This window comes from Chitinophaga qingshengii, from assembly GCF_014529935.1.
GTDB lineage: Bacteria > Bacteroidota > Bacteroidia > Chitinophagales > Chitinophagaceae > Chitinophaga > Chitinophaga qingshengii.
The window spans coordinates 289268-312463 of sequence record NZ_JACVFC010000004.1; the positions used below are offsets into that span (position 1 = coordinate 289268).

20 protein-coding genes are annotated in these 23196 nt (G+C 40.9%); 19 read left to right on the forward strand and 1 reads right to left on the reverse strand.

What is annotated here, in order from left to right; all coding sequences use genetic code 11:
• Positions 1-16: 16 nt before the first annotated feature.
• The 19 genes from ICL07_RS25610 (at position 17) to ICL07_RS25700 (ending at position 22266) form a co-directional block, all read left to right on the forward strand.
• Entirely contained in the window at positions 17-2524 is a 2508-nt protein-coding gene (locus ICL07_RS25610; protein WP_188090910.1) for an SLBB domain-containing protein, read from the forward strand.
• A gap of 20 nt (positions 2525-2544) precedes the next feature.
• Complete coding sequence (locus ICL07_RS25615) at positions 2545-3633, forward strand: Wzz/FepE/Etk N-terminal domain-containing protein (protein ID WP_188090911.1); 1089 nt, start codon at positions 2545-2547, stop codon at positions 3631-3633.
• 69 nt (positions 3634-3702) lie between these two features.
• Positions 3703-4719 (forward strand): UDP-N-acetylglucosamine 4,6-dehydratase (inverting), encoded by a 1017-nt coding sequence (pseB, locus tag ICL07_RS25620; RefSeq protein WP_188090912.1) that lies wholly within the window; start codon positions 3703-3705, stop codon positions 4717-4719.
• Between the two features lie 6 nt (positions 4720-4725).
• Positions 4726-5940, forward strand: coding sequence for a UDP-4-amino-4,6-dideoxy-N-acetyl-beta-L-altrosamine transaminase (pseC, locus tag ICL07_RS25625; RefSeq protein WP_223152103.1), 1215 nt, complete (start codon positions 4726-4728; stop codon positions 5938-5940).
• A 158-nt stretch (positions 5941-6098) separates the two neighbouring features.
• Positions 6099-6791: a pseudaminic acid cytidylyltransferase gene (gene pseF / locus ICL07_RS25630; protein ID WP_188090913.1), complete on the forward strand. Its 693-nt coding sequence runs from the start codon at positions 6099-6101 to the stop codon at positions 6789-6791.
• A 110-nt stretch (positions 6792-6901) separates the two neighbouring features.
• Positions 6902-7771: an aldo/keto reductase gene (locus ICL07_RS25635; protein WP_188090914.1), complete on the forward strand. Its 870-nt coding sequence runs from the start codon at positions 6902-6904 to the stop codon at positions 7769-7771.
• The gene (locus ICL07_RS25640) at positions 7768-8526 is read left to right on the forward strand and encodes a cytidylyltransferase domain-containing protein (protein WP_188090915.1); all 759 of its coding nucleotides are present in this window, start codon (positions 7768-7770) and stop codon (positions 8524-8526) included. Before ICL07_RS25635 ends, ICL07_RS25640 begins: the two co-directional genes overlap by 4 nt.
• Positions 8527-8534: 8 nt before the next feature.
• Complete coding sequence (locus ICL07_RS25645; protein WP_188090916.1) at positions 8535-9854, forward strand: glutamate-1-semialdehyde 2,1-aminomutase; 1320 nt, start codon at positions 8535-8537, stop codon at positions 9852-9854.
• Positions 9855-9944: 90 nt separating this feature from the next.
• On the forward strand, positions 9945-10934 hold the full coding sequence (pseG, locus tag ICL07_RS25650; RefSeq protein WP_188090917.1) for a UDP-2,4-diacetamido-2,4,6-trideoxy-beta-L-altropyranose hydrolase: 990 nt from the start codon (positions 9945-9947) through the stop codon (positions 10932-10934).
• Positions 10935-10990: 56 nt separating this feature from the next.
• Positions 10991-12031 carry a pseudaminic acid synthase gene (gene pseI / locus ICL07_RS25655; RefSeq protein WP_188090918.1) on the forward strand — a complete coding sequence of 347 codons (1041 nt, stop codon included), beginning with the start codon at positions 10991-10993 and terminating at the stop codon, positions 12029-12031.
• A gap of 13 nt (positions 12032-12044) precedes the next feature.
• Positions 12045-13148, forward strand: coding sequence for a hypothetical protein (locus ICL07_RS25660; RefSeq protein ID WP_188090919.1), 1104 nt, complete (start codon positions 12045-12047; stop codon positions 13146-13148).
• A gap of 27 nt (positions 13149-13175) precedes the next feature.
• A complete protein-coding gene (locus ICL07_RS25665) occupies positions 13176-14447 on the forward strand; it encodes a hypothetical protein (protein WP_188090920.1) in 1272 nt (423 codons plus the stop codon).
• 3 nt (positions 14448-14450) lie between these two features.
• Positions 14451-15989, forward strand: a complete 1539-nt coding sequence (locus tag ICL07_RS25670; protein WP_188090921.1) for a lipopolysaccharide biosynthesis protein — start codon at positions 14451-14453, stop codon at positions 15987-15989.
• A 50-nt stretch (positions 15990-16039) separates the two neighbouring features.
• Complete coding sequence (locus ICL07_RS25675; RefSeq protein WP_188090922.1) at positions 16040-17329, forward strand: glycosyltransferase family 4 protein; 1290 nt, start codon at positions 16040-16042, stop codon at positions 17327-17329.
• 10 nt (positions 17330-17339) lie between these two features.
• The gene (locus ICL07_RS25680; RefSeq protein ID WP_188090923.1) at positions 17340-18278 is read left to right on the forward strand and encodes an NAD-dependent epimerase/dehydratase family protein; all 939 of its coding nucleotides are present in this window, start codon (positions 17340-17342) and stop codon (positions 18276-18278) included.
• Positions 18251-19147 (forward strand): glycosyltransferase family 2 protein, encoded by an 897-nt coding sequence (locus ICL07_RS25685; RefSeq protein WP_188090924.1) that lies wholly within the window; start codon positions 18251-18253, stop codon positions 19145-19147. Before ICL07_RS25680 ends, ICL07_RS25685 begins: the two co-directional genes overlap by 28 nt.
• Positions 19148-19173: 26 nt before the next feature.
• Positions 19174-20343 carry a hypothetical protein gene (locus tag ICL07_RS25690; RefSeq protein WP_188090925.1) on the forward strand — a complete coding sequence of 390 codons (1170 nt, stop codon included), beginning with the start codon at positions 19174-19176 and terminating at the stop codon, positions 20341-20343.
• A gap of 17 nt (positions 20344-20360) precedes the next feature.
• Positions 20361-21407, forward strand: coding sequence for a glycosyltransferase (locus ICL07_RS25695; RefSeq protein WP_188090926.1), 1047 nt, complete (start codon positions 20361-20363; stop codon positions 21405-21407).
• A gap of 46 nt (positions 21408-21453) precedes the next feature.
• Positions 21454-22266: a glycosyltransferase gene (locus tag ICL07_RS25700; RefSeq protein ID WP_188090927.1), complete on the forward strand. Its 813-nt coding sequence runs from the start codon at positions 21454-21456 to the stop codon at positions 22264-22266.
• A 20-nt stretch (positions 22267-22286) separates the two neighbouring features.
• Here ICL07_RS25700 and ICL07_RS25705 read toward each other — a convergent pair whose 3' ends face one another.
• Positions 22287-22982 (reverse strand): class I SAM-dependent methyltransferase, encoded by a 696-nt coding sequence (locus ICL07_RS25705; RefSeq protein ID WP_188090928.1) that lies wholly within the window; start codon positions 22980-22982, stop codon positions 22287-22289.
• Positions 22983-23196 lie beyond the last annotated feature (214 nt).

A 23196-nucleotide genomic window follows, 5' to 3' on the forward strand; every position in this document is an offset into this window, starting at 1 on the left:
TTTATCCTATTAATACATGTTCAGAAAATTATTGCTGCTACAGCTTTTCCTGTTTATTGGCTATTGTGTGACTGCGCAGAATCCAGCATTATCCAAAGAACAAATCCGGCAGATGAAGGTTGACAACCTGAGTGATGATCAGGTTCGTCAATTGGTGGCTGAGATGAAAAAGAATAACATGTCTTTTTCCGATATAGACATCTATGCTCAACAGAAAGGCATTCCGGATATTGAGGTCAGTAAGTTGAAGGCGCGTATTCAGCAGATGGGATTGGATAAGGAGCTGGATCAGACTCAGAAGAACAGGGACAAGAGCAAAAAGGAGAACGAGGATGAGACGGGTACCCGGAAAATTGATGAGGATGAGCCTGCAGATGACAGTATTTCCAATAAAAAAGAAAAACCTCAAACCCGGGAAGAGCGTGAACGGGAGAAAAGAAGAAAAAAGATTTTTGGCTCAGAGCTCTTTAATAACAAGAACCTGACTTTTGAGCCTAACCTCAAAATGCCTACCCCTCCCAACTATCGCCTGGCAGCCAATGATGAGATCCTGATAGATGTTTACGGTTATTCTGAAGTACAACACCGCCTGAAAGTGACCCCTGACGGGTATATCCGGATTCCCAACCTGGGGCCGGTATATGTGAACGGTTTGACCATGGAGGAGGCTAAGAATCGCATTACCAAACAATTAGCCACTATTTACAGTGGTATTAAATCCGGGAACACCTCCGTGCAGATAACCCTGGGTAATATCCGGAGCATCCGGGTGCTGTTGATAGGGGAAGTAGTGAATCCGGGGTCTTACACCATTCCATCCCTGGCCACAGTGGCCAATGCACTGTATGTGTCCGGCGGCCCCAGCGATAATGGTTCTTTCCGGAACATCCAGGTAATCCGTAACGGTTCGGTAGCAACTACTTTCGACTTGTATGATTTTCTGGCACATGGGGACCTGAGCAACAATATCGTACTGCAGGACCAGGACATCGTGAAAGTAAATCCTTATAAAACGCGGGTGGAATTAACCGGAGAGGTAAAACGCCAGGCTATTTTTGAGGCAAAGGATAACGAAACCCTGCAAAATATTTTGGACTACGCCGGTGGTTATACGGATATGTCCTTCCGGGACGTGATCCGGGCTTACCGGGTGAACAATAAAGAGCGCGAAGTGGTTAATATTCCAGCCAGCGAAGTTGCCTCCTTCAAATTAAAATCCGGGGATCAGTTTTTTATAGACTCGATTCTGAACCGTTTCAGCAACCGGGTGACCATCACGGGCGCTGTTTTCCATCCCGGCAACTATGCGCTGGAAGATAATATGACAGTGAAAGACCTGATCAAAAGAGCCGACGGGGTAAAAGAAGTAGCTGCTTTATCAAGGGGTTTGATCCGTCGTTTACAGGCTGACTATACACCCGCTTTCATCAATTTTAATGTACAGGATGAGCTGACCGGTAAATCCGGCTTGCGTTTACAGAAGGAAGATAGTGTGATGATCTATTCCAAGTTTGATCTTCGGGAAGACTATGAAGTAAGGATAGATGGAGAGGTAAACAAGCCTGGTTACTTCAACTATGCTGACAGTATGCACCTGGAAGATCTTATCCTGATGGCTGGCGGGTTGACAGATGCGGCTTCCCTGCAACAGGTAGAGATCTCCCGCAGAAAGCGAGGTGCGGCTTATGATCCGAAAGATAGTACCAAAGCGATTGTACAGCGTTTTGATATCAACGCTGATCTCAGTAATAGTCCGGAAGCAAAGGCTTTTGTATTACATCCATTTGATGAAGTAGTTGTACGGCGTGCTCCGGCGTATTCATCCCAAGCGAATGTATTGGTGAGCGGAGAAGTGGTATACCCTGGCGATTATACGATTAATAGCCGTTCAGAGCGGATTTCTGATTTAATTAAAAGGACGGGAGGACTTCGCCCGGAAGCATATCCGGAAGGTGCGGTGATGATGCGTAAGACATTCATCAATGAAAGTGACAGCGTGCTGTTGGCTAACAAACTGCAGGTGTTCTATAATAAGTTGCAGGATAGTACGGATATTGAACGGGTACAGGCGGCGGTTGACAGGAAAGAGCAGTTATTGGGTATCAACCTGGATCATATTATGAAACACCCGGGTTCCAAGTATGATCTATTGCTCGAAGAAGGGGATGTTATTAAAGTACCTAAAAAACTGCAGACTGTGCAGTTATTTGGAGAGGTGTACTTCCCTAAGAAAGTAAGGTTTGATGGTAAGTATAGCTTCAAAGATTATATTCATGGTGCAGGAGGGTTTACCGCACAGGCGATGAAACGGCGGAGTTATATAGTATATGCAAACGGAGAAGTTCGGAATACAAAAAAGGTTCTCTTTTTTAATTCCTATCCAAGGGTGAAACCAGGAGCGGAAATATATGTGCCAACAAAGAAAGAACGAAAAGGTCTGACCGGCCAGGAAGGGGTTGCGCTTGCAAGCGGACTGGCATCCATTGCACTGGTAATCGTAACAATTCTAAATACGGTAAAATAGACTTCGTAAACAACGTTTTTATGGCGGTGCCAAATACCACAACTACTATCGAAAAAAATAATTCTATAGAGGAGGTTTCTCTCAAGGATCTGATTAATAAATTAACAGAGATATCTAAATATTTATGGCGTAAAAAATTTATTGTAATACTATTTGGGTTGATAGGCGGTGGAATCGGTCTTACATTGGCTTTTATGTCAAAACCAACTTATAAAGCGGAGCTGACATTTGTGATGGAGGAAAGTAATTCAAATCCTCTCGGCGCTTATATGGGAATCGCAAGCCAGTTTGGCCTGGACCTGGGAGCAAAGGGCGGCAGTGGACTTTTTGAAGGAGATAACATCATGGAATTCCTCCGGTCCCGGTTGATGCTTGAAAAGGCATTATTGTCTGCAGTGTCCTATGAAAATAAGGAAACTACACTGGCGGAGTTGTATATGGATGCCTATAGTATCAGGAAGGGTTGGGAAAAAGACGCGGTGTTAAAAAATGTAAAATTTCCTTTAAATGCAAACAGAAGTACTTTTTCTCGGACCCAGGATAGCGTGTTGAATTCAATACAGGGGACAATAGCCACCACTAATCTCAGCGTGGCGAGACCAGATAAAAAACTTAGTTTTATCTCTGTCAGTTGTACAACATTGAATGAAACCTTTTCAAAAGCATTTGTAGAAACATTGGTTCGTGAGGCCACCCGTTTTTACATAGAAACGAAGACGAAGCGTTCATCAACAAGTGTAAGCCGTCTGCAAACCCAGGCAGACTCAATGGAAGTATTACTGAATCAAAAGACGTATGAAACGGCAAGAGTACAGGATATCAACCAGAATCCTGCGAGACAGGTCGCCAATGTCAGAAGCGAGTTAGTGATGAGGGATAAAGTAGTGCTGCAGACAATGTATGCAGAAGTGGTGAAAAACCTGGAAATGAGTAAAATAGCTATGACGCAGGATATGCCTGTTATCCAGATCGTTGATAAGCCTATTCTCCCACTTGATAAAAGGAAGTTTGGCAAGCTGAAAGGTATTGTACTCGGTGGTATTCTGGGAGGAATGTTGTGTATGATAGTTTTAATTGGAAATAGGCTGATTAGGGAAGAAATGGCTTAAGATAGTTGTGGATTTCCCGATGATTTTCTTGTAAACTAAGTATTGATAATACTTTAATAATAATTCTAAATGTTGGATTTAAATAACAAAAGCATTCTTATAACCGGTGGTACTGGTTCTTTTGGTAAAGCATTCACAAAAATCATTTTACAACGCTGGCCGCAGATTAAGCGACTTGTTATCTATTCACGTGATGAACAGAAACAATTTCAGATGGCCATGGAGTACCCTGAATCAAAGTATCCTCAGATCAGATTCTTTATCGGTGATGTGAGGGATTATGATCGGCTGAGAAGAGCTTTCAAAGGGGTGGATTATGTGATTCATGCCGCAGCCATGAAACATGTGCCAATTGCAGAGTACAATCCAATGGAATGTATTAAGACCAACATCATGGGAGCAGAAAATGTAATCAATGCTTCTTTGGAAACAAGTGTACAGAAGGTAGTTGCTTTATCAACAGACAAAGCAGCAGCACCCATCAATTTATATGGAGCAACCAAGCTGGCATCAGATAAATTGTTTGTGGCAGCGAATAATATTAAAGGAGCTAATCCTATAAAATTTTCAGTCGTGCGGTATGGAAATGTGATGGGGTCCAATGGCTCTGTTATTCCTTTCTTCCTGAATAGAAGAAAGGAAGGAGTGCTGCCTATTACTGATACTACAATGACCCGTTTCAATATCACCCTTACAGAAGGGGTGGAAATGGTATTGCACGCGCTGGATACCGCATGGGGAGGAGAGATATTTGTTCCGAAAATAGCGTCTTACAAAATCACAGATGTTGCGACGGCTATCGGCCCCGACTGTGAACATAAAGTTGTAGGTATTCGTCCCGGCGAAAAAATTCATGAGGAAATGATCACGACCTCGGATTCTTTCAGCACATATGATCTTGGAAGATATTATGCTATCCTGCCACAAAATCTGACGTTCAAGGTAACGGATTTTGTTGAACAGTTGAATGCTAAACCAGTACCGCAGGGATTTCGGTATAATTCAGGAGAAAATGATCAATGGGTGTCTGTTGAAGAAATCCGTACCCTTATCAAAGATCATGTTGATCCGACCTTTACTATTTAATTACAAATGATGAAACCAATACCATACGGAAAACAGGAAATAACCGCTTCAGATATTCAGGCAGTAACCAGTGTTTTAACATCCGACTACCTCACACAGGGACCGAATATTAAGGCTTTTGAAGATGCATTCGCGGCATACATAGGAGCCAGATATGCTGTAGCCGTATCTAATGGTACTGCCGCATTACATCTGGCAGCGATGGCTGTAGATGTTAAGCCAGGGGATAAAGTAATTACAACACCGATCACATTTGCAGCTTCTGCTAATTGTGTCCGTTATTGTGGGGGAGAAGTAGTGTTTGCAGACATTGACCCGAACACCTACCTGTTGGATATAAATAAGGTGAGAGCCTTGCTGGAACAACATCCCCAAAATACTTTCAAAGGCATTATCCCTGTTGATTTTGCGGGATATCCGGTTGATATGGAAGCTTTCCGAAAGTTGGCCGATGAATATGGATTGTGGATCATTGAAGATGCCTGTCACGCACCTGGCGCCTGGTTTACAGATAGCAAGGGTGTAAAACAAATCGCCGGGAATGGTGTATATGCAGACCTGGCTATTTATTCTTTTCATCCTGTGAAGCATATTGCTGCCGGAGAAGGTGGAATGATCACTACCAATGATGAAAAACTATACAAAAAGCTGCTGACACTGAGAACGCATGGAATTACCCGGAATCAGGACGATTTCAGCAATACGTTAGCCGTTGCTGCAGGTATCCCAGGACTGGAAACCGGCGCATTCCCCGGTTGGTATATGGAAATGCAGGACCTTGGTTTCAACTATCGCCTCACCGATTTTCAGGCTGCATTGGGCCTAAGTCAGCTTCAAAGAGCTGATGAAGGACTGGCGCGCAGGATTGCAATCGCCAGGGCCTATGACGAAGCTTTTCAGCATAACAGCAATGTTGAAATCCAGCAGTTACAGTTGAAGTCACGCGGCTTTGAGCATGCCTATCACCTGTATGTTATTAAGGTAGCGGATAGACTGGGATTATATAACTATCTGAGAGAAAATAATATTTATGCCCAGGTACATTATTTCCCAACCCACCTGATGCCTTATTATCGGGAGCAAGGTTGGAATCCGGGAGATTTCCCACTGGCTGAAGCCTACTATGGCCAATGCTTGAGTTTACCAATGTACCCTGCTTTAACAACAGCAGAACAACAATTCGTAATTGATAAGATTAATCAGTTTTTAATATCCAGGTGAGCGTAATACCAGTATTTTTACGTGTTGATTTTTTATTAAATTTGATTGCCTGTAATATTATAGGATTAAATATTTTATAATATTAAAATCTTGTAATTTCCATTACCCATATCAGAGAATGTTGCAATCTCATAAACGGAACTAAGGGAGCAAATCTCATGAAAAATATTGCTATTATACCTGCTCGTGGCGGAAGTAAGCGAATTCCTCAGAAAAACATCAGGAACTTTCTTGGTAAGCCCATTATCCATTATGCTATTCAAGCCGCTATCGGGTCTGGCTTATTTGATGAAGTAATGGTGTCAACTGATGATGAGGAAATTGCCAGCATCGCCAAAGAGGTTGGTGCCAAAGTCCCCTTTTTGAGATCGGCTAAAACATCAGATGATTATGCAACCATTGCTGATGTTATTAAGGAAGTATTGGACAATTACAAGTCACGATTAAACCTCGAGTTTGATAACCTCTGTTGTATTTTTGCTACCGCGCCATTTACAACTCCGGAAAGGCTCAAATCGGCGTATGATCTTATGAATGAGAAAAAATATTTATCTGTTTTCCCCGCTTCCAGATTCTCTTATCCTATTATGCGGGCATTAAATGTGGACAGCTCCACCAATAAGGTTTCTATGGTGTGGCCAGAATATATGCAGACCCGTACACAGGATATTCCGGACGCTTATCATGATTGCGGTCAATTTTATTGGGTCAGGGTATACGGATTTAGGACGCACAATGCCTTATTCACTCCAAATTCAGGAATAATTGAATTAAACTTTACTGAATTTCAGGATATAGATACGGAAGAAGATTGGAAGCTTGCGGAACTAAAATATGAATTGAATAAATAATTTAACCAATGCCAACTCCAATGTGACTTTTTTGCTTAATTGGAGATCGGCTTATAGAGGGGGTTTTCACATTAAGCGTTGTTAAAGAGTACTGCATCTAAACTCCTTTTATGAAAAAGTTGGTACTGGGCACTGTCCAGTTTGGGTTAAATTATGGAATAAGTAATAAAAATGGGCAGCCGCAGCCCGAAGATGTTTTTGAAATTCTTAAATTTGCCAGGAGAATCGGAATAGAAACACTGGATACTGCTGAAGATTATGGTTCAGCTCAGGAGCTGATCGGGAGATATCATACCACCCAAAAGGTAGAGGAGGAGTTTGGCATCATTTCCAAAATGTCAAGTAAATTTGATACCTATTCTCTCGCAGAACATGTAAAACGTACTTTATCTGTTTTAGAGATAAGAAGTTTGGAGGCTTACCTGTTCCACAATTTTCGGATGTATAAAGAATCCCCCGGATTGTTGAATGAGTTGGTGGTCATGAAAAATCAGGGATTAATGCGAAAAGTAGGTGTGTCCATCTACACGAATGAAGAATTATTGGAAGTCATCCAGGATGACCGTTGTGACGTCATTCAGATTCCCTATAACCTTCTTGATAATTCCGCACAAAAAGGAATATTGTTGGAAAAAGCCAAAACGGCGGGAAAAGAGTTACATGTACGCTCTGTGTATTTGCAGGGGCTGTTTTTTATGTCTCCTGAACAAATCCCCCAGAACCTTGTACCTTTAGCACCTTACCTAAAAAAAATAGCACAGATAGCCAAAGACCTTTCTGTAGATATGAACACGCTTGCGTTGCAATACGTCCACAATAATGCCTATATCGATAAGATACTGATCGGCGTTGATACAGTTGAACAACTTGCCTGTAATATGGAAGGGCTTAAAATACCGCTGGATAAGTCCGTTTTCTCAGAAATTGATAAAATTCTCGTTAAAGAATCCCGTTTATTAAATCCCGTTAACTGGAAATGAACATCATAACTGTCACTCAAGCGAGGATAGGATCTACCCGCTTGCCCGGCAAGGTACTGAAAACGATCAATGGTATTTCATTGCTGCAGATCCATCTGGAAAGGATAGGGTTGGCCCAAAAAACGAATAAAATAAAAGTAGCTACCACCCTGGAAACAGGGGCTGAAGCAATTTGTGAAATAGCCGCTACACTTGGAGTTGAATACTACCAAGGCAATACGACAGACGTTTTAGACCGGTTTTATCATGCGGTTAAAGAAGAAAGACCGGATTATGTTGTCCGTGTTACGGCAGACTGCCCATTGATAGATCCGAAAATAATCGATAAAGTAATTTCTTTTGCGGTAACAAATAGATTGGCATATGCGTCCAATACAATGGTTACCACCTTTCCGGACGGGATGGATGTTGAAGTGTTTACGTTTGATGCATTGGAGAAGGCATGGAAGGAAGCTGTGCTAGGGTCTGACAGGGAACATGTAACTCCTTACATATGGCGTAATTCAACTTTTAAAGGCGGTGAAATGTTTTTATCTGGCAATGTTACCAATGAACCCGATTATGGGAGTCTCCGGTTAACAGTTGATGAACCTGCTGACCTGGAACTGATCACTAAACTGATTACACAACTAGGAAGCAAGGCCGGCTGGCTGGATTATGTTACCTATCTGGAACAACATCCGGAGTTGTTGCGTATCAATAGCGATATCATTCATAACGAGGGTTATCTTAAATCCCTTTCAAACGATAATTAGTTTTAAATATGATCACAAATTACTATATGTCTGATCAGTACAGAGCAAAAATTCATGAGCTCATTCCAGGTGGCGCACACACTTATTCAAAAGGTGACGATCAGTTTCCTGAACTTTCGCCTGCAGCCATTGCTTATGGCAAAGGTGCCTATGTATGGGACATAGATGGAAATAAATTTCTTGACTGTTCTATGGGCTTGACATCTGTCAGTCTGGGACACGCCTATGAACCTGTATTGGAAAGGGTCCGGGAGGAATTGGCAAAGGGAGTGAACTTCCAACGTCCGGCTTATATAGAGATGGAGATGGCGGAAGCTTTCCTGTCGCTGGTACCTTGTCACCAAATGATAAAATTTGCCAAAAACGGATCTACTGTCACAACAGCTGCTATTAAGCTGGCAAGGGCATTTACAGGCAGGAGAATGGTCGCATTCCCTTCTGACCATCCTTTTTATTCTTATGATGACTGGTTTATCGGACAGACGGCCTGCTCTAAAGGGGTGCCTCCGGAAAATGCCGTATTATCCGTAACCTATAAATCTGACGACCTGGTTTCCCTGACAGAACTGTTCGAAAAGTACCCGGGCCAGATTGCCTGCGTCATTTCTGAACCGGAGAAAAACTTTGGCCTGTCAGAAAACTATTTGCAACAGGCTATTGATCTGGCTCATAAACACGGAGCATTGTATATAGTGGACGAAATGATCACCGGGTTTAAAACCGATTTTCCGGGATCCATAAAAAAATACAATGTAGAACCGGATTTGGCTACCTGGGGTAAAGGTATTGCCAACGGATTTTCTTTTTGTGCTTTGACCGGTAAGCGGGAAGTCATGGACCTGGGTGGAATTAAAAACGATGGACAGGAAAAGGTGTTTCTGACCTCCACAACACATGGAGGCGAAACACATGCCATTGCCGCGGGGTTGGCCACTATTAAAGAATTTCAGGAAAAAAACGTGATTAAACATAACCACGGGATAGGAGATTACTTCCTGACAAAGATCGGAACTGAAATTACTGCAAGCGGGTTAGGTGAATATATCCAAATGGCCGCATGCAACTGGATGCCGATATTTATTTTCAAAGATGCTTCCGGAACACCGAGTATGGGTATGAGGACGCTGTTTCTGCAGGAAATGATTGGCAGAGGCGTGCTTTTTCAGGGCTCATTTGTTCCTTGTTTCAGCCATACTACTGAGGATGTTGACTTTTTTGCGGACGTATTTCGTGCATCTTTGGAAAGATATAAGGAAGGCCTGTCTGCTGGATTTGAAAAACTGCTGACCGGAAGTCCTATAAAGCCTGTATTTAGAAAATACATATAAATAATTTCATATTCATTTCGACATATAACTTTAGTAAATTCGCACCATCATATTTTCATATTTAGTGGTATTAAAGTTGGGGACATCTGAATGAAATCAAGCGTTTTTTTCCGGGCTGATGGGAGTAGCAAAATAGGATTGGGGCATGTAATAAGGACCTGTGCGCTGGCACACATGTTAAGACATGAATTCGATTGTTTTTTCCTGATTCAGGAACCGCTGGAGATGCTTCAGAGAGAAATTCAGTTGGCCGGAGCCCAGGTAATAGCGCTCCCCCTTCAAACAGATTATTTAACCGATGCCAGGTACTGTACGCACTTTTTTTCAGATAGAGATATTGTTATTCTGGATGGCTACAATTTTTCATATGAATATCAACGTATTGTAAAAGAGGTTGGCGTCAAACTCGTTTGTATTGATGATATCCACCAATACCCCTTTCTGGCTGATGTTATTATCAATCATGCCGGTGGCATTAGCCCGGCTGATTATAATGCGACCCCAGGTGCTGATTTTTATTTGGGACCTGCTTATGCCCTGCTCCGTGAACCTTTCCTGCAGGCTGCCAGAAACAGAAAACGCGTGAAGCCGCAAAATCAACTGATGATCTGTATGGGAGGAGCTGATCCCAACAATGACACGTTGTCGGTTCTGGCAACTGCATTGGAAAATGAAGTGATCGATGATTTTCATGTAGTGATAGGAGGGGCTTATAGGCATCTTGAAGCGTTGGAGGCATTTATCCTCCGGCAAAAAAAATCAATTCACCTCTGTAAGAACCTGACAGCTGCTGACATGTGTGATTTAATGCAGCAATGCGGAACGGCTGTTTGTCCCCCCAGCAGTATTGCTTTTGAATATCTTAGTGTTGGAGGCGAGCTTTATCTGCATATGATTGCAGATAATCAGCGGGACCTCGGGAAATATTTTCTTGAATCAGGACTGGCATTCAATTTCAATCAATTTGGACGGATTAACAATGACCAGAAAACCAGAGCCATTGCATGTCAACAACAGGTTTTTGACGGGCATTCCGATGCCAGGTTGATTGATATTTTTAAAACGTTATCGGTTAAGTAATATATAATAAGGACGCCTATTGCGTTCAATCCAACAGTTTACTAAAATAGATTTTCATGAGAATAGCCAATGTCGATATAGCCACTAACAACCGCCCTTTTATCATTGCAGAAATGAGCGGGAATCATAATCAGTCGCTGGAAAGAGCGCTGCAAATTGTTAAAGCAGCGGCAGAAGCCGGAGCACATGCAATAAAGTTACAGACTTATACACCGGATACACTTACAATTGATCATAAAGGAGGGTTATTTGACATCAATGATGAACAATCACTGTGGAAAGGTCGTAATTTATATGAGCTCTATAAAGAGGCGATGACTCCTTACGAATGGCATAAGCCCATTTTCGAGTATGCAAAAGAGTTGGGTGTACTTTGTTTCTCGACCCCGTTTGATGAGGCTGCGGTAGACATGCTGGATGAATTGGGGGCTCCTTGTCATAAAATCGCTTCATTTGAAAATAACCACCATCCTCTGTTGAGAAAAATTGCAAAAACCGGAAAACCGGTAATTATGTCGACAGGCATTTCATCCCTGAGCGACATCAATGAGAGTGTAGGAGTTTTGAGAAGTAATGGGTGCCAGGACCTGGCATTGTTGAAATGTACCAGTTCCTACCCATCCTCGCCTGAAAATACAAACATATTAACAATACCTCATATGAGGGCGATGTTTAAATGCGAGGTGGGGCTGTCTGATCATACTATGGGTGTTGGCGCGGCGGTGGCGGCTGTTGCTTTGGGAGCCAGGATAATAGAGAAGCATTTTTGCCTGAGTAGGGCGGAAGGCGGTGTGGATAGTGCGTTTTCACTGGAACCGGCTGAGTTTAAACAGTTGGTAATAGAAACAGAAAGGGCATTTCTGTCTTTAGGAGAAGTACAGTATGGAATAATGAAAGCGGAGGAAAAAAGCCTGCGCTATAAACGTTCGATATACGTTGTTAAAGATATTCAGGAAGGTGAAGTGCTGACAGCGGAGAATATCAGGATTATTAGGCCCGGAGATGGTCTTGCCCCCAAATATTATGAGCGTTTGCTGGGAAGGGCGAGCAAACAGAAATTGCTGAGGGGAACGCCCCTGACGTGGGAGTTGATATGATTTATTCCTATATATGAATACAATTTCTTTCGGATTCAGAACCGCTGTTTTGTCAGCGTGTTGCCTGTTGTTGTGGACTCTTATTGGATGTAAAAAAGAGCGTTTCAACGGCCAGGAAGGGCAAAACTTTAAATATACAGAATCCCAAATGATGCCAGGGGTGGTATTGGGGAGTGTATATTTTACCAGTAAATTCAACGCATTTACCGACCTGGCATATTTTCAGGGCCGGTGGATGGTTGTCTTCCGTGAAGGGACAAAACATTTGGGAGGAATGCCTGGGCGTATTAAGCTCCTAACAAGCAGTGATGGGAAAAACTGGATGGTTGAACAGACGTTTGCCCTTGATTCCATAGATCTGCGGGATCCCAAAATCATGATTGATTCGATCAATAATAGCGTGTATATAACCTTCTTCGGCGCTAATTTGAAATATCAGCCAGCAGCGCGTGTATCGAATTATTACGTTGAGTATATGCATAACGGTCGGAATGATTCTATTTCAGAAATAGTGGAGGAATGGCCTAATAAAGACAATTACTATTTATGGCGGTGGACTTTCGAAAGCAGTGAAAATTATTGTGTCGGTTATCGGATCTCCAGATATGATGATACCACAACAAACTTGATATTATTAGCTGGAAATCATAGATTTGGTGATCGTAAGATCATCAATCGCCTGAACTTAAGAGGGCAGCCAACAGAAAGTACGATCAGATTTGAGGATGATAAGCGAATGGTGATGATAGTCCGGTCGGATGAAGGGGCGTTCTATATTGGAAATGCAGTTAAACCTTACACAAAGTTTGCTTGGTTGCCTAATAAGGATTTTACGAGACTGGCGTCGCCTAACTTTTTGATTTATAAATCATATCTGTTAATAACCGGGCGGGACCTGAAAGATAATAAATTCAGATTTTTTGCTTATAACCAGGTGAGCGGTAAAATAGAAAAGGAAATTACGTTTAAGGGTGGCTACGAAGTAGGATATGGGGGGATGTCTTTTAACCCTGCCAACAAATCTGAAATGTGGGTTTCCTATTATTCAATAGAAAACGGCGGATCGGGGAGCAACATCTATCTGGCAAAAATAAATTTGCCGGAAGTGCTCAAATAGGAGATTTAAATAAATTTTAACTTGTTGATGAATAACGACTCTTTATATCAGTATGTCAGACAGTTACATTCCAAAGACTTGTTGTTGTATGATAATCTGAGATACATTTTAGAAAGTCAGGTGTATTACTATGGGAACCATTTTTTATACTCCAACGAGCGCAAACGATCTGCCGACAAAGCTTTAAGGTGGAAAGAGTTGTTAAAGACATGTTATGTGTATTACAATCTTATCGGTAGAAGGACGAAAGATGCCAGGCCACAAATATTATCGAATGCCTATTTTACAGTTGACTCCGAACTGGAAAAAATCGGCTATCAGGTATTGAGCCCTTGCTGGTCTTTTAGAAAAAATAGTCGCCTATTTGGTGATATTGCCTTTTATAAGGCAATCAAGCATATTAGCAGACAAGCTTTTGATTCGGACTTTAACTACCTTGTCAGTGACGATTTTAGTAAGGAATACTATGCTTTTCGTAGCAAGCTGATAGATGAAATTGTATCCTCTGAGATCAAAGCACTTTTTGTTCCCAATGATGTAGCCTTCTTTGAAAACCTGTCGATAAATGTATTTAAGGAGCTTAAGAGACCTTCTTTTCTTTTTACACACGGATTGCCGGGCAGGTACAATATAATCGACGAAAACAGAACTGACCACCTGATTGTTTGGGGGCCCAGAATAAAGCAACATTATGTTGATACCGGTTTTTCTCCTGACAAAATTTGGGTATCGGGACATCCTTTTTATAAACAATTATCCGTCAAGGAAGTGCGTTCAGATATGACCAATATATTGGTGCTTGCCAAAACAGGCCCCGGAACACCTCACAGTGATGGCATGATACTATATGACAGGGGAGCACAGATCGTTTATTTGATGGAGATTCAAAAGGTCCTTCAACAAAAAGGCATTAAAAAAGTAAGACTCAGGTTCCATCCATCTGCAAGTCCTGACTGGCACTATCAGTTTATTGATAAGAACTTCTTTCAACCCGATTTTCAGCCATTAAATGACTCGCTGCAAAAGGCCAGTTTAGTGATCGGACCGGTTTCAACTGTTTTTTTGGAAGCATTATATCATGGCGTGAATTACATGGTTTTTGAACCAGGTGAACAGGGGGTGAATATCTTTAATGAACGTTTGGTAGCCCCGTTTGATGGAAAAGAGGAAAGGGTGCCTTTTGCGGACTCTGTATCTGCTCTCGAGAAGCTGCTGACAGATAACGTAAAAGTTGATACAGCAATTTTCAATGAATATATTGCTCCATTTGACATTGGATTCATTAAAGAGATTACGTAAAAGATGTTACAGTCATATACAAAAAACTATATACGTATTTATTTCTGGCAGATACTTTCAATTGTACTTAACCTGCTCTCCCTTTTTATTGTTATACCTCAGTTATCATCGCAGCCAGGGATTTATGGTGTTTACTCCATTTGTGTGTCGGCCATCATTTTTCTTTCTTATGCAGATTTAGGGTTTTTAAGTGCCGGATATAAATATGCCAGTGAAGCCTATGCAAAACATGACCGTAACCGGGAAATTGACATTGTTGGTTTTATCTGTTTTATTTTATTGTGTTTGGTCCTGGTGTTTTCCGGGGTTATGTTGTTGTTGTCATTTCATCCTGAATGGCTGATAAAGGGAATAAATAAAGACGGGAATCTGTTGATAGCGCAACGGCTGCTGCTGATCCTGGCAATTTTTTCTCCTAATGTTGTCTTGCAACGTGCATTGCAGGTTATTTTCGGTGTCCGTCTTGAAGACTATATTTATCAGATAGTATTAATCGTTGTAAGTATCTGTAAAATATTATCAGTATTCTATTATTTCCGTTCCGGACATTATGATATTGTTCCTTATTTTCTTTTTACCCAGGTAGTCACCACTATCGGGTTATTATATGCATTTTACCTGACGGGGAAAAAGTATGGTATTTCACTGATAGGGGTCCTTAAAAAGTTGAAATTTTCCCCTGTTCTTTTTACGGAGATCAGAGGCCTGGCATTAAGTACTTTTTTTATTACCCTGTCATGGATAGTATACTATGAGTTGGATATTTATGCTATAGCCAGGTTATCCGGGGCACAGGCTGTTGCTTATTATTCTATTGGCCTGACCTGCTTATCTTTTTTTCGCTCGATTTTCGGGACACTTTTTAATCCTTTCTCTGCCCGTTTTAACCATTTTGTAGCGCTCAATGATGAAAATGGCCTCAGGTCACTGTATAAAACGGTGCTTTGTGTAATGCTTCCTCCTGTTGTTTTTCCGATTGTTGCGGTTGTTTGCCTGGGCAAACCTTTCGTTTATAGCTGGGTGGGGACTAACTTTGTGGATAGTGTACAAATAGTAAGGCTGCTGGTCCTGAGTAATATACTGGCTTTTATATCCTATCCATCCGGCATGTTGATGGTGGCCAATAAAAATATTAAGGCCCTCTATTTTCTGGCGATATTACAACCCATACTTTTCTGGGCAGGGATTGCCCTCTTATTCCCTCATATTGGTTATTTTGCCTTTTCCTATTTTACCTTCTTATCATTTATGGTAAGCGGGGCTATATATCTGTGGATTTCGCTAAAATTTTTGCGAATGACAGCGTTGACGTTCCTGCGTACCATCATAGTGCCTGCCATTCTGCCTGTGCTGGCGATGCTTTTATTGTTAATTCCTTTGTCAGGTTACCTTCCACAGGAAAAAAATAAGCTGAGCCTGTTGTTGACAATATCTGTTGGCGGTGTTGCTGCATTTGTGGCGTTGGTTATTTACTATTTTACCTCTGTTATTTTTTGTGGCTATATAAAGAATATATATTATAAATTTGTTCGTAAAGGGTGAAAAAACATCAAATAGAATAAATATAATATGCTTATTGTTCAAAGTATGATATGGTTAAGAAGAATGTGTTGATTTTTACAGATTGTTATATTTATGGGGGAAGTGAAAGACTAATGACTTTTCTACTAAGTAATCAATTGTTGAATGAGCAGTTTGATCTTACGTTAGCCTTTAGAAGTCACAAATCATATGTAGAAGGATTGAACAGTGATCTGCGGAAATGGGGCGTTGAGGCAAAAACTCTTCCGGTTACATTACTCTCAAACACAGCTCTTTTTCACAGAATTTCCTGTTCGGGTCTTCACCCACTTATAAAAAAAGGTATAAAAATTCCTTTTTATCTGGTAGAACGCTTAGGTATATATTTTGTTTTTAATATATTTGTTATACTTGGCTTCCTGCTGAAAAAGAGGCCGGATATTGTACATGTGAATAATGGCGGATATCCGGGAGCACGTTCATGTAACCAATTTGTGCTTTGTTGCCATATATTGAAAATCCGTTCCATCGTTTATCAGGTTAACAATATTGCTTACCCGCCTGGAAGTATCTTTTCGCGTTGGTATGATAAGCTGATCGGTAAATATGTGTATTCATTTATTACGGCTTCTTCTCAGGCCAGATTGGCCCTGATCAGTCAAAGAAGCTTTGATGCAACAAAAATTGTCCAGATCCCGAATACGGTGAAATTAGAAGCTACTATGGTTGGCAGGGCCGAAATTTTGGCGGAGTCAGGGTGGCCGGAAGATACTTTTCTGCTGGTTCAGGTAGCTTTCCTGACGGCACGGAAAGGGCAGATTTATTTACTGCGCGCTTTAAAGGAGATCAGAGATAGCCAGCATCCTGTTTTGACACAGCAATTAAGGGTATTGCTGGTAGGGAATGGTGAAGATGAGGGGCTGCTTAAAGCGTATGTTGCCGACAATCACCTCCAGGACTATGTTTTCTTTACCGGGTACCGGGCCAATTCTGTTGATTTCATTCAGGCGTGTGATGTATTCATATTGCCCTCTGTCGCAAATGAAGATATGCCATTAGCATTGCTGGCGGCGATGAATATGGGTAAACCGCTGATTTCAACCGGCTTTGCCGGTATTCTGGAGGCGATAAAGAATGGCGAGAACGGGATATTGATTTCAAACGCACCAGACGAAATTACCGCACAATTAAAGTCTGCCATCATTCAGATGTTTGAATCTCCTGACAAGAGAGCAGTACTAGGGGTGGAAGCAAGACGGACGTTTAATGAAAAGTATTCGGAAGCTGCCTATGGGAAAGCATTGTCGAGGTTATATGATATGTCTTTACAGGGCGGCGGCATAGCAAAAAACGCTTATTAAAGTATGTAAAATGGAGACAGTATTAGTATTGGGAGGATATGGTTTTTTGGGAAGTAATGTCATTGACTATGCGGAAAGATGCTTAAATAAACAATACAATTTTATTGTATTCGACTTTTATGTTAATCATCCGTTGCAGGCTCAATTCAGCAATGTGCTTAAATCCTACAAAGGGGATTTTACCAATCAGGAAGATTTAAGGACCATTTTTGCTGAAAATAAAATAGACTATATATTTCATTTCATCAGTACGACCGTTCCGTCTACTTCCAATAATAACATTGTTTACGATATAGAGTCCAACCTGGTGCCTACAATTCATTTGCTGGATCTGGCACGGGAATACGGCATTAAGAATGTGGTTTATATTTCTTCCGGAGGGGCTATATACGGTACTGCATCGAAGTATGTTCACAAGGAAGAAGACCCGTTGCATCCTATCAGTTCATACGGCATCGTTAAGATGTCGATTGAAAAATACCTGAAGTTATATAATCATCTGCATGGTATCGACTATCTGGCCATTAGATTGTCTAATCCTTATGGGGCATATCATTTGTCAGAAAAACAGGGATTAATTAATGTAGCTTTAAGAAAGGCGCTGAAGCGGGAAAGCTTTGAGGTATGGGGAGATGGAACGAATATCAAAGATTATATTTATGCGGAAGATTTTGCAAGGATCATATTCCGGTTGTTACAGAAAAAAGTTATCAATAAGGTGATCAATGTGGGATCAGGTAAAGGTTATTCCATTAATGAATTATTGGAGATTGTAAAAGGATTGGTACCTTCTTTTGAAATCAAATACCAGGATGTGAAGTCGTTTGACGTGCCCAAGGTTATTCTGGATACCAGCGAAATGACAGGGTTTATTGATTTCGATTTACTGGATATTGAAAGTGGAATTAACAAAACGTATAAATGGATACAGGAACAGCAACGGGACTAACATTTTCTATTATTATACCAACATATAACAGGGCTGAAAAGCTAAGGAAATGCCTGGAGTCAATAGTGAAACAAACCTATCAGAATTTTGAGGTCCTGGTGTGTGATGATGGTTCCCGGGACAATAGTAAAGAGGTGGTAGATTTATTCAGGGACAGTCTCAATATAAAATATTTCTACAATGATAACTGGGGAGGGCCGGCATATCCCAGAAACGTGGGTATTGAAAATGCAGCAGCTCCCTGGTTATGTTTTTTAGATTCTGATGACAGCTGGTACCCACAAAAATTAGAACGGGTAAAAGAGCAGCTGGATGCATATGATTTAATTTGTCATGATTTTGACGTGGAAGGTAAGATCACGTATCGATCCAGGTTGAAAACCCGTCAATTTGGGAAAGATGTTTTCAGAACTTTAATGACGAAAGGCAATTCGATTGTAACTTCCAGTGTTTGTGTAAGAAAAGAAGTGTTCCGTGAGATGAAAGGATTTTCTCTTGAAAAGGAGCTGATTGCTGTGGAAGACTTTGACTTATGGTTGCGCATGGCTCAAAAAGGATATCGTTTTGGGGTTATTTCGGAGTCCATGGGCGCTTATTGGACAGGAGATGGTAATATAACCGGGGTGAATGATAAACAGATTGCCCGCATCCGCGCTGTGTTTGGGCGTCATATGCATGAACTGCCGGCCGGTAGTGTTGCTTATGCACAGTCGCTGGGATTTCAATATTATCTTACCGGAAGGATCAAGCATAAGATGTGTGAATTCCGGGAAGCGATAAAGCTTTACACAAAGGCTATAGCCAAAGGAGCGCCGGTAATAAAATTTAATGCCTGTTGCCACCTGTTAATAGCAATGATTCGCAAATAGAAATTGGTTTACGATAATAATAACAGATGCTGGAAGCGATTTTCTTTTTTCTAATATCCATACTGACGATGAGTTCTCTGCCTTTTGCAGGGTCGCTGCTGGTACCGGCTGCCGTCCGTATTGGAGTGCTGTTGCTTCTGTTAGCGCTTTCGTTTATTATATCATGGAGGAAGAAACCCATCTTCTACTTTTTTTTGATTTATATTCCGGTTGCTGTCGTATTGACTTTGTTGTGGAGAAAAAACTCTCCACAGTCATTACCCGGCATACTGTATACTATTGCCTTCATTGGATATGCAGTATTATTGATGCACATTGCCAGACGATTACCACTATTACCTTACCTGTTGTCAAAAGGCTTGTATATGTTGGTTATGGTCACTGCTGTAATGGCCGTTTTATCCTTTCTGGCCTTCAATCTGGATTTAATCCCGTATAAGGAAGTTAAGCTGGGGGATTTTGATTATTACAACTTTTATTATCATCCACTATTTGGATATATCGCTCCAAAGAAGTTTGGAGATGTTGAATTGGGGCGTGTTGTTGGTTATATGATGGAGCCTAGTTATACGGCATGGTTTCTGACGACTAATTTTTTTATTGCAGACAAGTATTTTAAGTCCAGAGGGCTGCCTTATTTTTTATCTAAAGCAATAATTTTTGCGGGAGCGTTATCTACCCTGTCCATGGGAGGAGTCCTGGTATTTGCTGTTGTATTTCTGGTAATGGTGGCCTATGGTGTACTGGGAAAACTTAATCTGGGGGTTAGAATAAAGAACATCGTAATTGGGGCTGTCATGGCGCTGGCATTTATAGGGATGCTGATGATACCCAAAGACCAGGTGGGGGAGTCATTAGGTAATTCGTCATACGGTGACAGGGATGAACGTATTCAATCGAGCTTGCTGATATTAGCGACTTCCGGTATCGTAGATCTGGCGTTAGGGCATTCCCCCAGTTACATCGAAAATAGCGGCATTGGAAAAGGAGAGTCTAACCAGTATATGAAATTGCTGGTGGAGGAAGGCATCTTTATTTCGCTGCTGATAATTGCGTGGTTGGTTAACAATACGAAGAAAAGTAAGTATTATATGTTGGCCAATTTGATATTCCTGAGCAGCGTGGTTGTTTTATGGACTCCTTTGTTTATCATAAATGTGATGTTTTGCAGATGGAAAGATGAGGGGCTGATTTAACAAATTAAATATTCAATATGAAAATTGCATTCATACTACCTTCTCTCGCCAATAAAGGACCCGTTATTGTGGCCAGGGACCTGGTCAACGAAATGGTGACAAGAGCGGGTGTGGAATGTACCGTTTTTTATTTAAAGGATATTGTAGAGCTGAAGTTTAACTGCGAAACTATTCAATTCCGTTCTATTAAAGACATCGCACTAAACGGATACGATATTGTGCATTCGCATATGTTTATGCCCAACATGTTGGTAGCACGTGGTAAGAAACATATCAGGCCGGCCAAGATGGTGGCTACCATTCATAGTTATATGGATAAGGATATGAAGAATAATTACGGTGCTTTCAAAGCTTTTTTTATTGAACGTATATGGTGTGCCTTTTTAAACCGTTTTGATAAAGTTGTTTGTTTGTCCCGTGATATGCAACGGTATTATGAAAAGCGGATCAATAAAACATTGCTTACCTATATTTATAATGGAAGGACTACTGTTGCTACGGAAGATGGTATGATAGATGCTTCCGATCTGAAACAGATCGCTGCTCTGAAGAAATCTTATCATGTTATTGGCGCGGTGGCAGGCATCTCAAAAATAAAGGGATACGATCAATTGATCAGGGTGTTGAAGCTGAACCGGAATTTTGCGTTGGTGATCATAGGAGACGGAGCAGAAAAAGAGTTGCTTATACAACTGGCTAATGAGCTGGGAGTGACCGATCGATGTTTGTTTTTAGGCTACAGGGCTAATGCTACTGATTATTTTCGCTATTTTGATGTTTATGGATTGACTTCTATTTCTGAGGGATTTCCGCTTGTATTACTAGAGGCGGCGAGCCGGGGAATACCTACCGTTTGTTCCAATCTATCCAACCTGAAAGAAATGTTTAGTGACCATGAGGTTGGTTTTTACAGGCTACATGATATAGAGGACCTGAGTAATACGCTGGACAGCGTGTTGAACAATAAAACGGAATTTTCGAAGAATATTCTGAAAAGATATAACGAAAACTATCGAATTAGCATTATCTGTGATCAGTATTTTTCCTTGTTCCGAAGTTTATAATGACTAAATATTAACTAATGTTTTTTATCTCAGATAATTGTGATTTATGTATGATGTAGTGGTATCCATCGTTTTATATAATAGTGATGCTGAAACGGTGAAAAATGCAATTGTTTCAGTACTCAAAAGCCCGTTAAAACTGAAAGTGTATCTGGTTGATAATTCTCTTCATGACTCATTGCGGGTATTAGCGGATATTGACAAGGAGAATATTGAATATATACATATTGGTAAAAACATTGGTTTTGGCTCAGCTCATAATCTTGCTATCCGAAAAAGCAGGAATGAAACGAATTATAACCTTATTTTGAATGGTGATGTGTATTTTGATTCCACCGTTTTGCCGGATATTTTCGACTATATGCAAAAGCATGTGCATATAGGTCAGTTAGGCGTAAAAACGTTGTATCCGGATGGTTCTTTACAGAGTTCATGCAAAATGTTGCCTACGCCATTTGATCTTTTTGCCAGAAGGTTTATACCTAAGCCGCTTCACGGGCTATTTAAGAAAAGGATGATGAGGTATGAAATGCAGCATCGGAGTTTGGATGATATTATGAATATCCCAAATTTATCGGGTTGTTTTATGTTTATGCGGGCAGGTGTTTTAGAAGAAGTCGGAGGGTTTGATGAGAACATTTTTATGTACATGGAAGATGTAGACCTTACCAGGCGGATACACAGCAAATATGATACTATATATTATCCACAAGTGGCTATCTATCATGAATTCGCGAAAGGATCCTATAAATCGCCGTTGCTACTGAAATATCATATCAAAAGCGCCATTTATTATTTTAATAAATGGGGTTGGTTTTTTGATAAGGAAAGGAGTAAGATCAATAAGGCATTGAGTTGAATTTAAATAGCCGGCTATGTTCATTCAGCTAACACAAGAAGAGAATGACCGCCTAATAAAGTAACGGCAAAATCTTTATTGATATTATATAATAATATTCTTGGCAGCTTCGCTATTTTTGATTTGAATGACCTGGAGAGCTGAACTCCACTTGGGGTATAGAAATGATCAATGATGGTATATCCACAGTCTTTAATGGTAGCAATGGCCGTTTCTTTGGTATAGTAGTGAAGGTGACCCACTTTCTCTCTGGTTTTCATAATAGTGCCTCTGAAAAGCGCGAGTACGGAAATGTCGAGTGGAATGTGAAATATTTTATACCGGGCTTTGTCTTTGCAGCTCCTGATAAAACCAATATAATCTTCTACATGTTCAAATACGTCCATCATCAGCAGTAAGTCTGTTGGGGCCGTCACTTCTGACATGTCGCTCAAATTAAAAGAGAGTCTTTCGTTAGCTCTTGATACGCTTAGTGCATAAGCATCCGGCGAAATTTCATATCCTTCGAAAATGGTGTCTGTCGGCAGCCGAAGGTATAACTGATGTAATATTTCTCCGGCGCCGCAGCCGATTTCAGTGATCGTTTGGGGGTGCAGGTTATTTCGGTTCAACATAGACATAATCTGTGAAGCCTTCCAGGAAGAATCTTCGATATGCCAGTTTGGATTCTTTTGTTTATATGCTCCGTTTGTGGTCTCATAGATGTTTTGCTGCATGGCTGATATTTTAATCAGAAATAACAATATAGAATATCGATACTGGCAATGATCAGGAATAACGATACGAATTACAATACTAAAATAAGGGAAATGAGGACTCTCTGTAATTTACATAAAATATTGATAGTTTAAACCCGGCTCTATTTTGCAGATCTAAATCCAGCAGGAAATCCTTAACTTTATTTTTCAGTCCCCACTCCTTTTATCCTAT

Coding starts and splice junctions, on each gene's coding strand:
- ICL07_RS25610 (WP_188090910.1), top strand. CDS start 17: ATGTTCAGAAAATTATTGCTGCTACAGCTTTTCCTGTTTATTGGCTAT.
- ICL07_RS25615 (WP_188090911.1), top strand. CDS start 2,545: ATGGCGGTGCCAAATACCACAACTACTATCGAAAAAAATAATTCTATA.
- pseB (WP_188090912.1), top strand. CDS start 3,703: ATGTTGGATTTAAATAACAAAAGCATTCTTATAACCGGTGGTACTGGT.
- pseC (WP_223152103.1), top strand. CDS start 4,726: ATGATGAAACCAATACCATACGGAAAACAGGAAATAACCGCTTCAGAT.
- pseF (WP_188090913.1), top strand. CDS start 6,099: ATGAAAAATATTGCTATTATACCTGCTCGTGGCGGAAGTAAGCGAATT.
- ICL07_RS25635 (WP_188090914.1), top strand. CDS start 6,902: ATGAAAAAGTTGGTACTGGGCACTGTCCAGTTTGGGTTAAATTATGGA.
- ICL07_RS25640 (WP_188090915.1), top strand. CDS start 7,768: ATGAACATCATAACTGTCACTCAAGCGAGGATAGGATCTACCCGCTTG.
- ICL07_RS25645 (WP_188090916.1), top strand. CDS start 8,535: ATGATCACAAATTACTATATGTCTGATCAGTACAGAGCAAAAATTCAT.
- pseG (WP_188090917.1), top strand. CDS start 9,945: ATGAAATCAAGCGTTTTTTTCCGGGCTGATGGGAGTAGCAAAATAGGA.
- pseI (WP_188090918.1), top strand. CDS start 10,991: ATGAGAATAGCCAATGTCGATATAGCCACTAACAACCGCCCTTTTATC.
- ICL07_RS25660 (WP_188090919.1), top strand. CDS start 12,045: ATGAATACAATTTCTTTCGGATTCAGAACCGCTGTTTTGTCAGCGTGT.
- ICL07_RS25665 (WP_188090920.1), top strand. CDS start 13,176: ATGAATAACGACTCTTTATATCAGTATGTCAGACAGTTACATTCCAAA.
- ICL07_RS25670 (WP_188090921.1), top strand. CDS start 14,451: ATGTTACAGTCATATACAAAAAACTATATACGTATTTATTTCTGGCAG.
- ICL07_RS25675 (WP_188090922.1), top strand. CDS start 16,040: ATGGTTAAGAAGAATGTGTTGATTTTTACAGATTGTTATATTTATGGG.
- ICL07_RS25680 (WP_188090923.1), top strand. CDS start 17,340: ATGGAGACAGTATTAGTATTGGGAGGATATGGTTTTTTGGGAAGTAAT.
- ICL07_RS25685 (WP_188090924.1), top strand. CDS start 18,251: ATGGATACAGGAACAGCAACGGGACTAACATTTTCTATTATTATACCA.
- ICL07_RS25690 (WP_188090925.1), top strand. CDS start 19,174: ATGCTGGAAGCGATTTTCTTTTTTCTAATATCCATACTGACGATGAGT.
- ICL07_RS25695 (WP_188090926.1), top strand. CDS start 20,361: ATGAAAATTGCATTCATACTACCTTCTCTCGCCAATAAAGGACCCGTT.
- ICL07_RS25700 (WP_188090927.1), top strand. CDS start 21,454: ATGTATGATGTAGTGGTATCCATCGTTTTATATAATAGTGATGCTGAA.
- ICL07_RS25705 (WP_188090928.1), bottom strand. CDS start 22,982: ATGCAGCAAAACATCTATGAGACCACAAACGGAGCATATAAACAAAAG.